This is a genomic window from Salinimonas chungwhensis DSM 16280 (assembly GCF_000378185.1).
In the GTDB taxonomy this organism is placed as follows: Bacteria; Pseudomonadota; Gammaproteobacteria; order Enterobacterales; family Alteromonadaceae; genus Alteromonas; species Alteromonas chungwhensis.
Window position 1 is genome coordinate 1 of the sequence record NZ_KB899383.1, and the last position, 18,408, is coordinate 18,408.

At 45.1% G+C, this 18,408-nt stretch carries 13 protein-coding genes and 1 rRNA gene; 7 read left to right on the forward strand and 7 right to left on the reverse strand.

Annotated elements, in window-relative coordinates; genetic code table 11:
- Positions 1 to 155 (reverse strand): 16S ribosomal RNA (locus tag F458_RS0112135); the annotation flags it as partial.
- A 513-nt stretch (positions 156 to 668) separates the two neighbouring features.
- Here F458_RS0112135 and F458_RS0112140 point away from each other — a divergent pair.
- On the forward strand, positions 669 to 1,136 hold the full coding sequence (locus F458_RS0112140) for an RNA recognition motif domain-containing protein (protein WP_018983699.1): 468 nt from the start codon (positions 669 to 671) through the stop codon (positions 1,134 to 1,136).
- 190 nt (positions 1,137 to 1,326) lie between these two features.
- Positions 1,327 to 2,430: a tRNA (uridine(54)-C5)-methyltransferase TrmA gene (gene trmA, locus F458_RS0112145; RefSeq protein WP_018983700.1), complete on the forward strand. Its 1,104-nt coding sequence runs from the start codon at positions 1,327 to 1,329 to the stop codon at positions 2,428 to 2,430.
- Between the two features lies 1 nt (position 2,431).
- Here the strand turns inward: trmA and fabR are convergent, their stop codons facing one another.
- On the reverse strand, positions 2,432 to 3,031 hold the full coding sequence (fabR, locus tag F458_RS0112150) for an HTH-type transcriptional repressor FabR (protein ID WP_026294658.1): 600 nt from the start codon (positions 3,029 to 3,031) through the stop codon (positions 2,432 to 2,434).
- Between the two features lie 201 nt (positions 3,032 to 3,232).
- Here fabR and F458_RS0112155 point away from each other — a divergent pair, with 201 nt between their 5' ends.
- From F458_RS0112155 to sthA, 4 genes are all read left to right on the forward strand, one after another.
- Positions 3,233 to 4,360 (forward strand): acyl-CoA desaturase, encoded by a 1,128-nt coding sequence (locus tag F458_RS0112155; protein WP_018983702.1) that lies wholly within the window; start codon positions 3,233 to 3,235, stop codon positions 4,358 to 4,360.
- A 220-nt stretch (positions 4,361 to 4,580) separates the two neighbouring features.
- On the forward strand, positions 4,581 to 6,830 hold the full coding sequence (locus F458_RS0112160) for an EAL domain-containing protein (protein WP_018983703.1): 2,250 nt from the start codon (positions 4,581 to 4,583) through the stop codon (positions 6,828 to 6,830).
- Between the two features lie 9 nt (positions 6,831 to 6,839).
- The gene (locus F458_RS0112165; protein WP_018983704.1) at positions 6,840 to 8,714 is read left to right on the forward strand and encodes a sensor histidine kinase; all 1,875 of its coding nucleotides are present in this window, start codon (positions 6,840 to 6,842) and stop codon (positions 8,712 to 8,714) included.
- A 57-nt stretch (positions 8,715 to 8,771) separates the two neighbouring features.
- A complete protein-coding gene (sthA, locus tag F458_RS0112170) occupies positions 8,772 to 10,202 on the forward strand; it encodes a Si-specific NAD(P)(+) transhydrogenase (protein ID WP_018983705.1) in 1,431 nt (476 codons plus the stop codon).
- Positions 10,203 to 10,254: 52 nt separating this feature from the next.
- Here the strand turns inward: sthA and F458_RS0112175 are convergent, their stop codons facing one another.
- Positions 10,255 to 10,566 (reverse strand): hypothetical protein, encoded by a 312-nt coding sequence (locus F458_RS0112175; RefSeq protein ID WP_018983706.1) that lies wholly within the window; start codon positions 10,564 to 10,566, stop codon positions 10,255 to 10,257.
- 133 nt (positions 10,567 to 10,699) lie between these two features.
- Between F458_RS0112175 and F458_RS0112180 the strand changes: the two genes are divergently transcribed.
- The gene (locus F458_RS0112180) at positions 10,700 to 11,302 is read left to right on the forward strand and encodes a uracil-DNA glycosylase family protein (protein WP_018983707.1); all 603 of its coding nucleotides are present in this window, start codon (positions 10,700 to 10,702) and stop codon (positions 11,300 to 11,302) included.
- Here F458_RS0112180 and F458_RS0112185 read toward each other — a convergent pair.
- The 4 genes from F458_RS0112185 to F458_RS0112200 form a co-directional block, all read right to left on the reverse strand.
- On the reverse strand, positions 11,280 to 13,505 hold the full coding sequence (locus F458_RS0112185) for a two-component system response regulator (RefSeq protein ID WP_018983708.1): 2,226 nt from the start codon (positions 13,503 to 13,505) through the stop codon (positions 11,280 to 11,282). The two genes, F458_RS0112180 and F458_RS0112185, sit on opposite strands and share 23 nt — an antisense overlap.
- A gap of 556 nt (positions 13,506 to 14,061) precedes the next feature.
- Complete coding sequence (locus F458_RS0112190) at positions 14,062 to 14,808, reverse strand: phosphoadenylyl-sulfate reductase (protein ID WP_018983709.1); 747 nt, start codon at positions 14,806 to 14,808, stop codon at positions 14,062 to 14,064.
- Entirely contained in the window at positions 14,801 to 16,519 is a 1,719-nt protein-coding gene (gene cysI / locus F458_RS0112195; RefSeq protein ID WP_018983710.1) for an assimilatory sulfite reductase (NADPH) hemoprotein subunit, read from the reverse strand. The genes F458_RS0112190 and cysI overlap by 8 nt, the downstream gene beginning before the upstream one ends.
- Positions 16,519 to 18,336 carry an assimilatory sulfite reductase (NADPH) flavoprotein subunit gene (locus F458_RS0112200; RefSeq protein ID WP_018983711.1) on the reverse strand — a complete coding sequence of 606 codons (1,818 nt, stop codon included), beginning with the start codon at positions 18,334 to 18,336 and terminating at the stop codon, positions 16,519 to 16,521. The genes cysI and F458_RS0112200 overlap by 1 nt, the downstream gene beginning before the upstream one ends.
- Between the last annotated feature and the right edge of the window lie 72 nt (positions 18,337 to 18,408).

Genomic DNA, 18,408 nt, shown 5'->3' on the forward strand with positions numbered 1-18,408 from the left:
AGTGGTTATCCCCCTCGCAAAGGCAAGTTCCCAAGCATTACTCACCCGTCCGCCGCTCGTCATCTTCTAGCAAGCTAGAAATGCTACCGCTCGACTTGCATGTGTTAGGCCTGCCGCCAGCGTTCAATCTGAGCCATGATCAAACTCTTCAATTAAAAATCGAAAATCTATCTATGAATCGTCGGTTGACACTCTTAACGAGTGCCCACACAGATTGTCTTGTTATAAATTGTTAAAGAGCAATTTGTCAGTCAACACTGTTGCCTGACACGCTTTTCAGTACTTGCTAAAAGCAACCTTACTTCGCGTTTGCTTCAGGCTTTACCCCGAAGCGGATGCGCATTTTACGCATTTCACTTTCTACGTCAACACTTTTTTGAAATCTTTTTCTAAAAGGTAACTGCTTGAAAGCTATGTTCCGAATGTGCTGTTGCCCTCTCGAAACGTGGGGCGCATTCTACATGAGAAAATGTTCCCGTCAACACCTTTCTTACGATTATAGGACACTTCTTTGCAATCTTCGCTGAACGGCCTATTTTATCCACATAACTATTCACAATGTTACGTCTTTAGTCTACCTGTTAAACATAAAGTTGTTCTAATTGTTTCAAGTGAGTAAACTATGAGCAGCCTCCAAGTACTATCAATAAAAATTTTAAGGAAGGTTTATGAAAGTTGGCTTTATCCATTGCGTTGTTATCAGCGTGGTATTAGCTGCAGCCGGGTACTTTGTTTTCTCGTCTTCTGGTATGAATATGAGTTTACCTTTGTCTGTTGCAGCATCATTACTTATTGGTGGCATTGTTACGCCATGGTTGGCATCACTATTAAGTAATACATCTGATTCTCAGGAAGATACTGATATGGTTGCGAATGAAACCGCAACGTTATATGTCGGAAATCTGCCTTATAAGGCGAATGAAGAAGCAGTTAAGGATTACTTTAAAAGTTATATCAATGTGCAGTCAGTCCGACTTATGAAGGACCGCCGCACCGGTAAACGAAAAGGTTATGGCTTTATAGAAGTTTTAACCGATGATGTTGATTCAGCTATTACTCAACTGAATGACAAAGTTTTTCTTGAGCGTACATTGAAAGTTCGGCCTGCCAAGGAAAAAGGCGAAACTGAGCAATAATAACAAAACCCGGCAACTGCCGGGTTTTTACTTTCTGACACGCTTACCGTACCTCATTATCACAGCTGCACCATAAAACAACATTGGTTAAATACTTAACCCAACTCCGGTAAACTGATTGCAGCGCAAGATAATCCATCTACAATGCGTTGCTTCGAATTCTTACCCAAAAAATGATGTGGAGACATTCATGGCTGATCAGTCGCAACGACCAACAGAAGAAGCCTACCGAAAACAGCTAAGTGAAAAGGTTAAGCGTCTAGATGACCTCTTAGCGCCTTTTAATGCGCCTGAATTAACGATATATCCCTCCGCCACAGAGCATTATCGGATGCGTGCCGAATTCAGAGTCTGGCATGACGGCGATGATCTCTACCACATCATGTTTGATCAGCAAACAAAAGAAAAATACCGGGTAGATACATTCCCGCCGGCCAGTGAAACGATTAATACAGCTATGGCTGTGCTCATAGAAAAATTGCGCAGCAATACAGTACTCAGAAACAAACTCTTTCAAATTGATTATTTAAGTGGTCTTAGCAACGAGCTGGTGATCAGCCTGCTTTACCATAAGCCGCTTAGTGATGAGTGGCAGCATGAAGCCACCAAACTCAGACAGGAACTGGCAGACATTTTGCCCGTGAATATTATTGGTCGCGCCCGCAAACAGAAACAGGTTATTGGTAATGACTTCATCATTGAAGCGCTTCCTGTGAAAGAAACCACCTATTACTTTAAACATATAGAAAATAGTTTTACCCAGCCAAATGCCCACGTTAACTGTGGAATGATTGAATGGGCAATGGGTGTATGTGAAAAAAATCAACGTGATCTTCTGGAGCTTTATTGTGGGTCGGGCAATTTTTCAATTCCGTTAGCACAGCAATTTCGGCGTGTGATCGGCACTGAAATCGCAAAGCCGTCTGTCGCAGCGGCGCAATACAATATCGATGTGAATAAAATTAATAATGTAGATATCGTCAGGCTTTCTGCAGAGGAATTTACGTGCGCTATGCGTAAAGAGCGCGCCTTTAGTCGTCTACAAGACATTGACCTGGACAGTTATGATTTTGGAACAGTGTTGGTAGATCCGCCCCGGGCTGGGTTAGACGACGATTCACTCGCTATGATTCAGCAATATGAGCATATTATCTACATTTCCTGTAACCCGGAAACGCTCAGCAAAAACCTTGAAACATTAAGCAAAACCCATGATATAAGTCATGCAGCGTTGTTTGATCAGTTTCCTTTCACCCATCATATTGAAGCCGGTGTAAGGCTGGTAAAAAAATAAGTTACTCTGCACTATAAACTGAGGCCCCCAGCTGCACAAACCGCAGCTGGGCCTTTACTCGTTCGCCGATTTCGGCTCTAGAGCTGCGTTCTGCTTCGAGCGTTTCAGCACCAGCGCTAAACACCAGCCTTACCATGGCCTCTGCTTGCAGGCTGGCAATACTGTGTTCGGTTTTTTGCTGTTCAGCAATATAGTCCGTCAGTTCCTCAACAAAATGCTGGATTTCACGCAACACAGCTAAGCGATACGCAGCAGACGTTCCCGTATGCTCGCGTAATAACAAGCGAAAAACATTGCTATTGGCACAGATAAATTCAATAAACGTATCAACGGAGGTGTCAATGACTCCGCCGCCAGAGGCGATACGGCTTCTGGCCTGACGCATTAATTGTCGTAACGCTAATCCCGCTTCATCGACCAGGGTAAGTCCCAATTCATCCATATCTTTAAAATGGCGGTAAAATGAGGTAGGCGCAATACCCGCTGCCCGGGCGACTTCTCTAAGGCTAATAGCAGACAAGCTTCTGTTTTCATCAAGCAGTGAAAATGCGGCCTGGATAATACTTTGCCGGGTTTTTTGTTTCTGCTCCTGACGACTCAACATTCTCTCCCACTTGTTTATACTTCTCTATTCTAATTGAAACAGCATCTTTCGTCGCTGTAACTTTCACATCGTTAACTGCAAATTCGGTGAGTGCAATATTAAATTTCTTATACTTTTTCATTAAAATGCTGTCTGTAGCTTTACTAACCAGCCTCTAGCATATAAATTAGCGAACAGTTGTAAGCTGAGTTATGTTGAATGAAAAAACCACCTTTAATCCTCACAAATTTACTTGTCTTTATCATCACTGGCGCTATCGCGTTCGTGGGAGTCCCCCTGTGGGCTGCTTACATTGGTTTTGATACAGCAGAAATTGTGACCGCTATTGTTCTGTTTTATTTTACAGGCATGTCTATTACCGCTGGGTATCATAGACTCTGGTCGCACAAAACCTATGACGCCAATATTGTTGTGCGCGTTGTGCTTGCTATTGGAGGCGCAATGGCATTGCAAAACAGTATTTTACACTGGTGCTCTGATCATCGGATTCATCATCGTCACGTTGATGATACCGAAAATGACCCCTATTCGGCGAAGCGCGGGCTGTGGTTTGCTCACATAGGCTGGATGTTAAGAGAGTACCAGGCTCATCGCTATGGTGATTACCGTAATTGCAAAGATTTGCAAAAAGATTCAGTGGTAATGTGGCAGCATAAGTATTATTTACCTCTGGTATTGGCTACTAATTTGGGTATTCCTGCTTTTCTGGGCTGGTTAAACGGGGATATATTAGGAATGATGCTCATTGCCGGCGTTTTTCGGTTGGTTATGGTTCATCATGTAACATTCTTTATCAATTCTCTTGCTCATTTTTGGGGCCATCAGCCCTATACAGATGGTAATACTGCCCGTGACAACGGCATTTTAGCCTTTTTCACCTTTGGCGAGGGTTATCACAACTACCATCATATTTTTGAGTACGATTACAGAAATGGTATCCATTGGTGGCAGTTCGATCCTACTAAGTGGCTGATTCGCGGGTTATCGTTTGTTGGCTTGACTCGTAACTTACGTAAGGTCCCAGAAGAGCGTATTCAAAAAGCACGTGCAGCGATGCAATTGCAAAAAGCCAGTGCCAAGATATCTCATTTACCTAATGCCGATGAACTTATGCAAAAAATTCAATCGGAGTATGATGTACTGATGCAGAAAATGTCTGACTATTACGCTGCTAAGAAACGTCTGATGCGGGTACGTCAGGAATGTCTTAAACGTAGCGTTGAGCGACTTGAGTTAGATTATAGTTACAAGGAGCTTAAAACCGCTCTTGCCTTACAACAGGAAAAATGGGTAAGGCTACTTCAGCTAAACTTTTCAATGGTATGAAGAGAAAGCAGCCAAATGGCTGCTTTTTTTGTGCTAAAAATTATCCCTTTGCACTTTTTTTGTATAAAGTTAAACTCATAAATGCTTAAAGCCTGCATTAAACAATCATAATTTGAAAAATTGTTTTCTTGAATAATACTTTACTCAACAGCAGATTTTACGAGGTGGACCATTTAACGATGGCCGGCTTGCAAGGAAGAATCTAGAACACAGGGTTGATATGAATGATAATGAACTGTTTCAGTTTGCAGACGAGGAAAATGTCAGCTCGTACGCTGAGGATAAAAAACCCTGGATTGTTCTTAGCGTCGAAGACGATCCCGGCTATCAGCAATCATTATTAATTGGTTTAAAATCACTTATTGTTACATCCCGTCCGATTCGGTGTATAACGGCCTCTTCGGCCACAGAGGCAGCTGCCATTATCGCTGATCGCGCTGACATTGCGGTTATTTTGCTTGACGTTGTAATGGAACATGACGATGCCGGTCTATTTTTAGTTAATACGGTTCGCAACATATTGGGTAACAGTGAAGTTCGTATCATTTTGTTAACCGGGCAACCCGGAATGGCGCCGCGCCTGGATACTATGCGCGACTTCGATATCGACGAATACTGGAACAAAGTCGACCTTACTCAGGACAAACTGAGAACGGTGGTCGCCAGCAACATCCGCACCTGGCACTCTTTAACTCAGTTAACCAATGCCCGCCGTGGTCTGCAAATGATTGTCGATGCTTCCAGGGCAATCACATCCCGTCACGATGTTAATAGCTTCACACACACAGTACTTTTTGAGATTTCACGCTTGATTGGTGTGCCAGATAGTGGTGGCCTTGTCTGTGCTTACCTGTCCGGCAAGCAGCAATTGGAAGAGGGAAAGCTCATCGCTGCCACCGGTAGATTCAGCCGCCCTTCGCAGAGGTCTGTTAAAGCGCTTTTAAACAGCTTTCCAGAGGAAAAAGAAGAAATAACATTACTTTTTCAAAAAGCTGTAGCATCAGGTGAACATCAGTTTGATGGCACCTGGTCAGCGCTCTATTTCTCTACTGAAGATATTAATGAGCATCATTATCTGTTCTTAGTAAAATCCCCCTGCCCATTGAAGCCGAATGACGTCTCATTGCTCACAGTATTTAGTGAGAACATTGACCACGGCTTTACCAATATTGCTCTGATGGATAAGCTTTCTTCTGTGGCTTACAAAGATTCGGATTTAAATATTGCGAACCGCAACTGGTTGAAGCGAGAATTCCAGAATTCAGCTAACTTCGATCGGCAAAATACTGCACTTGTACTGGTAAAGGTCGCCGATTTTTCGACCTGTGAAATTCTACTTGGTGAAGGCTATGCTATCGGCATGCTTAATGAAGCTCTCACTCAATTGCGACAGCGTCTGTCGCCGTGTTTTGCCATTGCCAGATTGGAAGAGGACACGTTTGCATTTTTAATCCATCATTCTCAACTACCTGTTTATAGTGAGCTCGAGGAACTTACTAGCCTGTCGATAACCCTCGAAGGCATCACCCACAAGTCTGAGTGCTTTATCGCGGTACTGAATATGGCAGATATTGACAATAATGAACCCGAGCGTGCAGTGAAGCTGGCCGAAGCAACATTACGCGCGGGGCATGCTGCCGGTGTAACAGTCCGTTATTATTCACCAAGTCTGCGCACTGACCTCGCCGCCCGCTACTTGCTGTTAAAAGAACTTCATTGTGCACTAAAAGACAACGCCGGTTTAATAGTTAGGTATCAACCCAAACATGACATGCTAACGGGTAAAATCGTAGGCGCAGAAGCGTTAGTTCGTTGGCAGCACCCGTTAAGAGGAGAGCTTTCTCCAGGTATATTCATGCCCGTTGCAGAAACATCAGGCCTTATCAACAAAATTGATATTCTGGTAATGCAGCAGGTTGTTAAGGATATTCAGAGTCTTACCATGGACAACTTGTCTATTCCAATATCGTTTAATGTATCAATTAAAGATTTTGATACGCCGCTATTTATGGACTCATTTCAAGCCCTCATTAATAAGGGCGATATTGATCCTGCGTTATTAGAGATTGAAATTACTGAAACGCAGGCCATAGAAAATTACGAAAATATGGCAGAAATTTTAAAGGTTATATGTGCCAGTAAAGTACGCATCAGTATCGATGACTTTGGGACCGGTTACTCATCGCTGGCGCATATCTCTAAATTATCGGCACACACGTTTAAAGTTGATAAAACCTTTATCGACCAGTTAACAGGGGATAAACCCAACACGGGTTTAGCCGTCATCAGGATGATGAAAAAACTGGGTGAAGAATTGAGCATCGGTCTTGTGGCAGAGGGCGTAGAAACAGAAGCTCAAAAAGCTATTTTGGTTGACGCCGGGTATGAAGTTGCACAGGGCTTTTTGTTTTCAAAACCGATGCCGTTGTCAGAGTTGATAATGCTTTTAAAACACCAGCGACACCATTAGACAAAGTCAATGCCATCTTTAAAAAGCGTGCTGTTCACTCACTCCCGAATTTTATGGTGGGTTATATCCTTTGTCATTTTAGCATTTCTGGCCGGCTTGATACGATACGAAAGAAAAATTGATTCACAGCTTGCGCTACTAAACAACGAGCACCTTAATTTGCTTGCATTGGGCAATACTGAATTTAATCGTCAGCTAGGTGATATTCGAAACAGTACCCGTTTGCTTAATTCACATGTACACGATCTGTTAATACAAAACAAAAATTTGCAGGCAGAGAAAGTTTTTCTCAGAGTTGGTGCAACGCTGGACAATTTGTCTCAATTGCGCTGGCTTGACCTACAGGGAAACGAAGTCATACGGATAAACTATTCGGGTTTTACAGCCAAAAGCGTACCGCAAAAAAAACTGCAAAATAAAGCACACAGACCCTATGTAAATGCAATACGGTCAACGCTACCCGGCTCACTGCTGCTTTCTGAATTAAGCTTAAATAGGGAAAGTGGTCAGGTTTTTTTACCCTACCAGCCAACCATCAGAGCCATGCTTCATGTGCCCGCTACTCACCCGCTTGGAGAGGGATTTTTGATTGTTAATTACCGTCTCACTGAATTGATGGAATACATAAAGGATTTGAGATCCCCCCATGCTGCTCTGTATATGGCAGATGACACACCGCAGTGGCTGGTCTATAGCGACCCCGCAAAAGAGTGGTCTGGAACAGCAGGCGGGCCCCCAGTCGATATTCCTGATACCTGGCAACAGTTGGATAAAACCAATGCCGTATCGATTTATGTGGCAAGGAACCTGGAAATTTTCAGTATCAGCAAACTGTCCATCCAGCTCAGTGAGCGTGCTTCAGATATAAAAACGCTTTATTTTATCGCCAGAACCCCGGCAGATTTTTATCAAAACTTGCGCAAAGAGGCGTTGTTGCCCGCCCTGCTTACTGCTTTACTAATTCTGATGGTCGGCGCTGTTGTAGTTTATCGTGAGCTTCGCGCTAGTCAGCGAATACAAAGATTGAGCCACAGGCTTGCCGCAGAGAAACAAGAGCTACAGGCCGCATTAGCCATACAGAAAAAATTACAAAATGAGCTGGTCGAAATAGAAAAGATGGCCTCTCTGGGGATGCTTGTGGCGGGGGTTGCCCATGAACTGAACACACCTTTGGGCGCTGCAATAATGTCTATAAGTAGTCAGCAGCATCGTTTGTATGAACTAAAAGAGCAGCTCGAAAATGGATTACGTAAATCACAATTAGACCAATTCATCATGGATAATGATGCCTCATTGCAATTGGCCTTATCTAACTTGCAACGAGCCAGCGGCCTTATCAAGCGATTTAAGCGGCTCTCTGTAGATCGCGGCAGCGAACAGCTTACTCGCTTTCATCTTCGGCAGAACGTCAACGATATTGTCAGTGCTATGGCCCCCCAGATAAAGCATTCATTGGTCGATATTCGTATTGATATTTCGAATAGTATCTACCTGACTAGTTACCCGGGAATCTTGTCTCAGGTATTGCAGAATCTTTTAAATAACGGGCTAAGTCATGCGTTTTCAGCAGGCCAACACGGTATAATCACTATTCGCGCAGAACGGAGTCCTCAAAGAGTAAAATTGATGGTTGAGGATAATGGCAACGGTATTAGCAGCGAGGTGGCTGACACGTTATTCGATCCATTTGTGACATCTGGACGCGGTAAAGGCAACTCAGGTCTGGGACTACATCTTGTTTATCAATGGGTAACTCAAATATTGGACGGCCATATCGATGTAGTTGAGACGTCAGGAGGAGGAACCACATTTATCTTAGACCTGGCGCTAACAGCCAGCAGCTCCAATACTGTCAATACGCCGGTCGAGGACGATATGATCTGAGGTGTTCTGAGCCCGTAGATTTAGCAACAAGGTTAAATTCAACAAGAGTGAACAGGCATGACAAAAAAAGCGTCCGGTACGAGCAAAAAAACCGCCGACTATAATTTCGACGCTGTGGTGGTTGGAACAGGTCCTGGGGGTGAAGGTGCAGCGATGCAGCTGGCCAAGGCCGGCAAGAAAGTTGCCGTTGTAGAACGTTATAAGTCGGTTGGTGGTGGCTGCACGCACTGGGGCACCATTCCATCAAAAGCATTACGCCATTCAGTCAGCCGGTTAATTGAATATAATAACACTCCCCTCTTTTCACAAAACAATCTGAATCAGAGTGTCGAATTTCAGGATATTATGCGCCATGCCAGTGGTGTTATTCAAAGCCAAACAAAACTACGTGCTTCTTTCTATGATAGAAATCGTGTAGATATGTTTTACGGTATTGCCAGCTTCGTTGATAAAAATACACTTAAAATAGCCAATAATGACGGCTCTGAAGAAACAATCACCACTGCCCAGGTTTTGCTAGCCACCGGATCACGCCCCTATTGCCCGGACGATATCGATTTTACCCATCCGCGAATTTATAACTCCGATAGCATTCTTGCACTGAAACACCAACCCCGTTCTATCATCATTTACGGCGCGGGAGTGGTAGGTTCTGAATATGCCAGTATATTCAGAGGAATGGGGGTTAAAGTCGATTTGGTAAATATGCGCGACCGGCTGTTATCATTTCTTGATGCGGAGATTTCCGATGCGTTGAGTTACCACCTTTGGAATAATGGTGTGGTTATCCGCAATAACGAAATTTATAAGTCTGTTGAGGGTAAGGACGATAGTGTCATCTTAAACCTGGAATCAGGTAAGCGGATGCGAGCAGACTGCTTACTGTTCGCAAACGGACGCACCGGCAACACTGATTTGCTTAACCTGGATGCCGTGGGCTTAAAAGCTAACTCTCGGGGCCAGTTGAATGTGAATGAAAACTATCAAAGCGATGTAGATAATATTTTTGCTGTTGGAGATGTTATTGGTTACCCCAGCCTGGCTTCTGCTGCCTACAATCAGGGACGGTTCGCCGCTGAAGCGATGCTGCACGGCAAGGCAAATGCAGGCCTGGTGGAAGATATCCCTACCGGTATTTATACTATTCCGGAAATAAGTTCGGTAGGCAAAACGGAACAAGAACTGACCGAGCAAAAAGTACCCTATGAAGTTGGCCGGGCTCAGTTTAAACATCTGGCGCGAGCGCAAATTGCCTCTACGACGGTAGGAAGTCTCAAGATACTCTTTCACAGAGAAACAAAGAAAATCCTGGGTATCCATTGCTTTGGAGAGCGAGCTTCAGAAATCGTGCATATCGGCCAGGCGATTATGCAACAAAAAGGCGATGGTAATACGCTAGATTACTTTGTTAATACTACATTTAATTACCCGACGATGGCGGAAGCCTACCGTGTTGCAGCATTGAATGGTTTAAACCGAATTTTTTAAAGCTCAGAGACAAAAAAACCGGTCACTGACCGGTTTTTTTATGGGGAGCAATCTAATTTTTGCTGGTGACCCGATTCATTGCCTGCAATGCATCACGATGGGCAACGATATCAATCTGCATCTTACGGGGGTCAAACGTCATCGTTGCTATTGCATAATCACCCTGCGCTTCATTTGCGTGATTGATGACCTTTTGTTCGGCTTCTTTAAAACGCATGTTGCTGGTGATCTTACTGGACATACATTCGCTATTTACTTCAAACGTCGAACGATCCATACAATCAAAAAGCTGATTCTCGTTGGATTCCGCATGCGCAATGCCAGTAATTGTCAGCAGTGCAAGACCTAAAATTGATTTACGCATGTTCATCTCCTTACTCACTAATAGCTAAAGTAATAACTATTTATTACTGTATAAAATAGCATACGGTATTAACGAGAGAAGATCAATTAGAGATCATGCTTTTGTGACAACTTTGTGACAAAGGACGCAATTTTTGAAAAAAGAAAAAGAAAATTTCTCAAGTCTCATGGAGCGGGTACGTCAATGCACGCTATGTGCTGCTGATCTCCCACAAACGCCAAGGCCTGTGCTTGCAGCCTCTGAACAAAGCCGTATCGTTGTCGTGGGGCAGGCGCCTGGTATTCTGGCTCACGACAGTGCTACCCCGTGGAATGACAGAAGTGGAGATCGACTGCGAAAATGGATGGGTATTGACAAAAATACGTTCTACAATGAACAACTTATCTCACTTATTCCCATGGGATTCTGCTTCCCCGGTTATAAAAATGGTGCAGATGCGCCCCCACGCAAAGAATGTGCGCCGACATGGCACCATCAGCTTATGCACCGGATAAAACCATCTCTTACTCTGTTGGTGGGGCGTTACGCCCAGCAATATTATTGCCCGGGCTATAAGACGCTTACCCGTGCAGTTGAAGAAGAATCAATGAATCAGAGTCATTTAATAATTACTCCCCACCCGTCTGGACGCAACAACCGATGGCTGGTTAAAAACCCCTGGTTCGAACAGTCGGTTGTGCCGAAATTACAAAGCCGTGTGGCTGAAATTCTGGCTACTGAGTATCATCCTGCCTAAGATAGTCCAACAACTGAGGATAAGGCATGGGATGAGCAAAAAAGTACCCTTGTGCCTCATCGCACCCAAGTTTCATCATATAATCTGCCTGAATACGGTTTTCAACACCTTCTGCAATAGTTATCAGACCAAGCTTGTTACCTAAACCAACAATGGTTTCTGCAATCACGGCATTTTTGCCTGGTGCGATATCCCCGATAAAAGAACGATCCACCTTAAGTCTGTCCAATGGCAAACGCTGTAAATAACTCATTGATGAAAAGCCTGTACCAAAATCATCAATCGCTATAGCGACCCCATGAGCCTTTAGTGCGGCCAGAGCATCAATAACAATTTGCGGTTCATCCATTACTACGCTTTCGGTAATTTCAAGCTCCAGACTGCCCGGCGGACACGAAAAGCGATCTAACGCTGCTTTTACCTTTTCCACAAAGTATCTGTCTCGAAACTGAGGAATGGAAATATTGATCGCTACCCGCAAGTGTCCATAACCTTCGGCACGAAGCTGATTTATACGCCGACATGCCTCTTCCAGTACCCAGTGACCGACTTCAACAATCAATCCTGAATATTCCGCCAGGGGAATAAATTCTGAAGGCGGTATATATCCCCCATTCCCATCTGGCCAGCGCAATAGTCCTTCCAGACCGACTGCTTGCTCCGTTATTAATTCCACCTGTGGCTGGAACCATAGCTGTAATTTACTATCCGCAAAATCATTGCGTAATTTACGAATCATCCCTAGTTGCGTTGTGGTGCTCTCTTCTATCTCAGGCGCATAAAACGCGAAGTTTTCTATGTGATGTCGCTTGGCTCTATTGAGCGCAATGTTGGTCCGCTTGAGAACTTCAAGACCGTGGAAACATTCCTCTTTTACTTCACACATTCCGATACTGACGTTTAAAGGTATCGTGTGGTCAAGCGCCTGGAATGACGCACTGAAAATACTATTGATAATCTCAGGATTTACTTCCTTTGAAGGACCTACCAACGCAAATACATCACCACCAATTCGCGCCTTGATAACCTGCTCACTGGTCATCGTGTCCAACCGGCTGGCCACGGCCTGTAAAACCGCGTTACCGGTTTCCTGACCCAGCCCGTCATTAATATCTGAAAAATGGCTAATATCAATCAGTGCAGCACTTGCCCCCTGATGTTCCGGTCTTTTCTGATCCAGTACATTGATCAGCTCATTTCGGTTAGGCAACCTTGTTAGCCAGTCACGAAAAGCGGCATTTCTTAATTGATGGAATAGATGCACATTTTCATAGCCCACTGAAATGCTGGATAAGAAAACTTCCAGTAACTGACGATCTATATCACTGAGCTCTTTCTCCATGTTGATATACACAGCGGCTTCAAAGCCGGCTCGATGCAGATAGAGAACAGAAGTACCATTTTCGAATATATGCTGTTTCTGTCTCAAACATCTGGCAATATTTTCGCTGATTGCCGGATTGTTAAGATGGCTTACAGGCTGATTGATAAGGCGTGCGAATTCGCCAGCCGCCCCTATAACGTAAATTTCATCGCTATCTTTATCCAGCATAGAGCCGGCTTTTGCGCACACCAAGCCTTCTTCGTTTAAGCCAATCAGTGAACCCAGCTGGATAACAACACCCTCGCAAAAAGAATTTACAGAGTGTTCCTCCAGCAAATTTGATGCGGAATCAATGATTTTCTGTAGCCCCAAACGGCTTTGATTAATGGTGAGGATTTGCTGATAACAACGAATCGACGCAATCACAGTGGTGACCAGTTTGCTGCGAGTCAGCTCGGTTTTGGTCTTGTAATCGTTAATGTCGTAATCTTTGATAATAGTTTCTTCAGGCGCATAGCCAGGCTGGCCAGTACGTAAAACAATTCTTGGCTCTTGCAGCGCCATTGCTTCACGAAGATGCTTTACCAGGTTTAAACCCGCATCATCTGTCTCCATAACGACATCCAGCAAAATAATGGCGATGCGTGAACCGTATTCTGTTAATACGTCTTTCGCCTGCTCGGCTGTGTATGCGTGTAGAAAATTAAGTTTCCTATCGTTTACCACCAAGTCGGCCAACGCTAAACGTGTGACCGTATGTATTTCCTCATCGTCATCGACAACAAGAATATTCCAGTATTGATAGTTTTTTACCGGCGTATCGTTCTGAGTATCTTCGTCCAGAAAGACCAGCTCGTCATTTTCGTAAGATTGCGTCATTGTCGGAGGAGTCCTTACTACCGCATTTTTCAATCCTACTCCTTGCAGGTTAAATTGCAAAGCCTTGTTGAATCAGGAATTAACGAAAGCATTTAGCAGGTTTCTACTTGACGAGGCATCTACACCCTAATCCCTTCACATATCAATAAAAATTTATTTATAAGCCATTTTTTTGTGCACGAAGAGAAAATCTGATAAGACCAGTTACAAAAACACACTAGCCTAAAAATCAATCAAAACAGGTAGTTTGAACATTTTGCGCTTGAGCAAAATGCTGCTTGCGAACTAAATTAATTAGAATGATAGCGTCAAGGGGTGCTGGCGAGGTGAATGCCCAACTGTCTCACCTGAGTAATGACTCTGGCTCAGAGCAGAAAGGGCCGGGGTTAAAAACAAATAAAAACCGAAGTTTTTATGCTGGCTACGTCCACAACATAAAGAAGAATATCGGAAACATTTGCGTTTTAGTAAGACAGGGTTGTCGTGCAATAAAAAACCAGTGACGTCCGGGACATTCACTGGTTTTGCATTTGTACAGCGTGAAAGGAGCGTTAGCTCAGATCCCATCACCAAATTCATGGAGGCCACATTCACGTTTAAGGCCGAAAAAGCGTGTATCCTGTTCGCTCATTCCTTCCTGCAGCGATTGAGTGGTGTGCCAGTCGCCGATAGAAACATAGCCTTTCTCCCATAACGGATGGTAGGGCAAGTCATGTTCTTTGAGATAGTAGTGCAAATCCTTGTTAGTCCAGTCGATGATTGGATACAACTTAAACTGGCCCCCTGCTTTTTGCAGCACCGGCAGCTTTTCCCGACTGTCGGACTGATTGCGGCGTAACCCGGCAAACCAGGTTCCTGCCTGCAGTTGTTTAAGAGCCCGCTGCATCGGCTCAACTTTATTTATCTGATTATATTTTTCCAAACCTTCCAGCCCCTGCTCCCAAAGGCGGCCGTAACGGGCTTCCTGCCAGGCAGAAGATAAAGCAGCACTGTAAATCTGCAAATTGAGATTTAGCCGCTCGGTCATCTGATCAATAAATTGATAGGTTTCCGGAAATAGATAACCGGTGTCAGTTAACACCACCGGAATATCCGGTTTTTGGCTAGTGAGCAAATGCAGCATTACAGCAGACTGAGCGCCAAAACTGGACGAAACCACAGGATCATCTGGCAGATTTTCCAACGCCCATGCCACCCTTTCGACAGCCGTCATTGACTCCAGCTGGGCATTTATCGCTTCTATCTGTGAATCGCTGGCATCCAGCGGCAACGGCTGTTCGGTTGTAATATCTGCGTTAGTCATAAAAGTCTCTCGCTGAGTCAACCACGGGTTTTACCACGCCGGTGCGAATGACAAAGTCGCCAAATGCCTCCTCCGGCTGGCGCTCGTCTGCCCACTGCCCGACCAGGCTATCAATTTCAGCAAAAATCTCGTCCTCGCCGATATTTTCCCGGTACATTCTAGGAATACGTGTCCCTTCACGATCGCCGCCCAGATGCAAGTTGTACTTACCGGGGCCCTTACCGACCAGTCCGATTTCTGACAGCATGGCGCGCCCGCAACCATTCGGGCAACCCGTTATACGAAATATAATGCTTTCATCTGCCAAATCATGTTCTGTGAGAATATCTTCCATACGCCGTACAGCCTCAGGCAAATATCGCTCTGCTTCGGCCATTGCCAGCGGACAGGTTGGTAGCGACACACAGGCCATGGAGTCTAACATCTGTTGTGAGGTATCAGCCTCGATCAACCCATGCTCGCGCGCCAGACTTTCAATTACCTCTTTCTGGTCAGCAGGTACGCCTGCAATAATCAGGTTTTGATTAGCAGTCAGCCTGAAGTCACCCTGGTGGACTTTTGCAATTTCCAGACAACCGGTTTTTAAAGTACGATTTGGAAAATCAAGGATCCGGCCATTTTCTATAAAAACAGTAAGATGGTGCTTACCATCAATGCCTTCCACCCAGCCGAACCGGTCGCCGCGGGTGGTAAATGTATAAGGACGACTTTCTGCAAAAGTAACGCCCGCTCGCTTTTCAACCTCGGCTTTAAAGTTATCCACGCCAACACGCTCAAGCGTATATTTGGTCTTGGCATTTTTGCGATTGACCCGATTCCCCCAGTCACGCTGCGTCGTTACCACTCCCTCGGCAACAGCCAGCGTATCCTGTAATTTGATAAATCCGAAATCATCAGCTTTGCGCGGATAGGTTGACGTATCACCGTGGGTCATCGCTAACCCGCCGCCCACCAGCACATTGAAGCCGATAAGCTTGCCACCTTCTTCAATGGCAACAAAGTTCAGGTCATTGGCATGAACGTCTACGTCATTGTGAGGTGGGATAACGACTGTAGTTTTAAACTTCCGGGGCAAATAATTGTCACCCAGAATTGGCTCCACATCGTCTTCTGTACTTTCTACTTTTTCCCCGTCCAGCCATATTTCAGCATAAGCACGTGTTTTAGGCAGCAAATGTTCACTAATTTTTTTCGCCCATTCGTAGGCTTCCAGATGAAGCGATGATTCTACGGGGTTAGAGGTACACAAAACATTGCGGTTCACGTCACCAGCGGTGGCAATTGAATCGATACCTGCTTTGTTCAGCGTCTGGTGCATTGCCTTTATCTCAGGCTTCAGCACGCCATGAAACTGAAAAGTTTGGCGCGTGGTCAGCCGGATACTGCCATAGAGGGTATGATCTTCGGCAAACTTATCAATTACCTGCCATTGATCCGGCGTGATAATACCACCAGGCAGACGGGCTCTTAGCATAACATTATGCAAAGGCTCCAACTTCTGTTTAGTGCGTTCAGGACGAATATCTCTGTCGTCCTGCTGGTACATGCCGTGAAATCGAATTAACTGAAAATTATCAGCGGTGAAACCACCGGTCAGATCGTCTTTAAGATCTTGCTCAATAGTCCCGCGCAAGTGGCGGCTTTCAGCTTTCAATCGCTCGTTGTCAGACAGTTTGCCTTCAACGATGAATGGTTTTTTCTCATTACTCATTAATAGACATCCTTCTGATAACGTTTTGCTTTGCGCAAAGCCACCAAATAGGCTTTAGCGTCTTGCTCTGATTTGCCACCGTACTCCTGGATGATACTCAGCAACGCAGCTTCAACATCTTTTGCCATGTAAGTCGCATCGCCACAAACGTAAAAGTGCGCGCCTTGCTCAAGCCACTCATACACCTGCGCCCCCTGCTCCAGTAAGCGGTGCTGTACATAAACTTTTTCCTTCTGATCACGGGAAAACGCCAATGTAATCTTATCCAGCAAACCACTTTTCACATAACTCTGCCACTCAACCTGATACAAGAAATCCTGAGTGAAATGTGGATTGCCGAAAAACAGCCAGTTCTTACCCTCTGCACCCTGCGCATCTCGTTCTTGCATAAACGCTCTGAAAGGTGCAATACCTGTACCCGGCCCTACCATGATAACCGGGGTGTCCGGAGAATCAGGTAAGCGGAAGTTATCATTTTTTTCTACAAATACACGTACCTCACCGCCTTCTGCAACACGCTCGCATAAAAAGCCGGATGCGCCTCCCTGGTGTCGGGTACCAAAGGCTTCATAATCAACATGAGCAACCGTCAGATGGACTTCATCTTCCACCTCACTTTGACTCGAGGCAATTGAATAGAGTCTTGGGGTCAAAGGGCGCAGAGCATCAACCAGAACCTGCGCAGATAGCTGACCCGGATGATCGCGGACAATATCGACAATCTGCCGTTCTGCCATATATGTTCGCAGCGTTGCCTTGTCTTCCATCAACCCGGCCAGTGTTTTTGAACCTATTGCAGCTTGATATGCTTTGATGAAGTTAGGATAGCTTAGTGTTAATTCAAGCTTGTTCAGCAGTGCTTCTCGCAAAATCATCGTGTCGTCTGCCACTTTGACCTCTTCGGTGCCCGCTAATCCGGTCAACGACAAAAGTTCATCCACCAGCACTTCACTGTTGGCAAACCACACGCCAAGCGCATCACCGGGTGCGTAGGTAATACCCGAATCTTCCAGACTAATCTCGATATGACGAATATCTTTGGTTGAATCACGTCCGGTAATCTTCTGCGCCTCTAACAATGTTGCCGTAAAGGGCGCCTTTTTCGTATAGGCTGATTTTTCTGGCTGAGCGGCACTGCCAGTTTGTGAGGCCAGTGCCTGAGCAGGCGCAGCGGAGATAAGCTCATCTTGCAACGATGCCACTATTTTGTCAGCAAAACTTTCTGCCTGGGCATCGTAATCCACATCACAATCTTCTCGCGGAATAATTGCGGTGGCCCCCTGCGCAGCAAGACGGCTGTCGAAATCTTTTCCTGTCTGGCAGAAAAACTCGTAACTACTATCGCCAAGGCTTAGCACGGCATATTTTAAATCTGCAAGCTTAGGTGCCTTTTTGCTGCCCAAAAATTCATGCAACTCGATTGCATCATCAGGCGCATCACCTTCACCGTGTGTACTGACAAAAATAACCAGATGTGTTTCATTTTTCAGCTGACGAGGCTTATAGTCGCTCATACTGACTAATTTGCTAGTAAAGCCTGCTGTCTCTGCTTTGCCCTGAAAGCTTTCAGCCAGTCCTTTTGCATTGCCGGTTTGCGAACCATAAAGAATTGTCAGCGTAGGCGTGGGTGATGAGCCCACTGGCGCTGCGGGCGCAGCCGCTGAACCAGCGGGGGCTCCTGCCATGCCGGCAAAATAACCGCTCAACCAGGTAAGTTGATCCCGGTTCAGGCCAGACACAGCCTGGGTGATTGCATTGACTTGTTGCTCACTGAGCACCGCTGGCGGCGTAAAATTTTGATTGGAATTGTTTGACATAACTCGTTAGCCTCAATTTGATATGCTAAGGCTAACGAGTCTTGGGCAGAAGAGAAAAGAATTATTCTTACT

What these genes read in the sequence shown, in the direction of transcription:
- F458_RS0112140 (WP_018983699.1), top strand. Translation starts at nt 669, where the DNA reads ATGAAAGTTGGCTTTATCCATTGCGTTGTTATCAGCGTGGTATTAGCT.
- trmA (WP_018983700.1), top strand. Translation starts at nt 1,327, where the DNA reads ATGGCTGATCAGTCGCAACGACCAACAGAAGAAGCCTACCGAAAACAG.
- F458_RS0112155 (WP_018983702.1), top strand. Translation starts at nt 3,233, where the DNA reads ATGAAAAAACCACCTTTAATCCTCACAAATTTACTTGTCTTTATCATC.
- F458_RS0112160 (WP_018983703.1), top strand. Translation starts at nt 4,581, where the DNA reads ATGAATGATAATGAACTGTTTCAGTTTGCAGACGAGGAAAATGTCAGC.
- F458_RS0112165 (WP_018983704.1), top strand. Translation starts at nt 6,840, where the DNA reads ATGCCATCTTTAAAAAGCGTGCTGTTCACTCACTCCCGAATTTTATGG.
- sthA (WP_018983705.1), top strand. Translation starts at nt 8,772, where the DNA reads ATGACAAAAAAAGCGTCCGGTACGAGCAAAAAAACCGCCGACTATAAT.
- F458_RS0112175 (WP_018983706.1), bottom strand. Translation starts at nt 10,566, where the DNA reads ATGCGTAAATCAATTTTAGGTCTTGCACTGCTGACAATTACTGGCATT.
- F458_RS0112185 (WP_018983708.1), bottom strand. Translation starts at nt 13,505, where the DNA reads ATGACGCAATCTTACGAAAATGACGAGCTGGTCTTTCTGGACGAAGAT.
- F458_RS0112190 (WP_018983709.1), bottom strand. Translation starts at nt 14,808, where the DNA reads ATGACTAACGCAGATATTACAACCGAACAGCCGTTGCCGCTGGATGCC.
- cysI (WP_018983710.1), bottom strand. Translation starts at nt 16,519, where the DNA reads ATGAGTAATGAGAAAAAACCATTCATCGTTGAAGGCAAACTGTCTGAC.
- F458_RS0112200 (WP_018983711.1), bottom strand. Translation starts at nt 18,336, where the DNA reads ATGTCAAACAATTCCAATCAAAATTTTACGCCGCCAGCGGTGCTCAGT.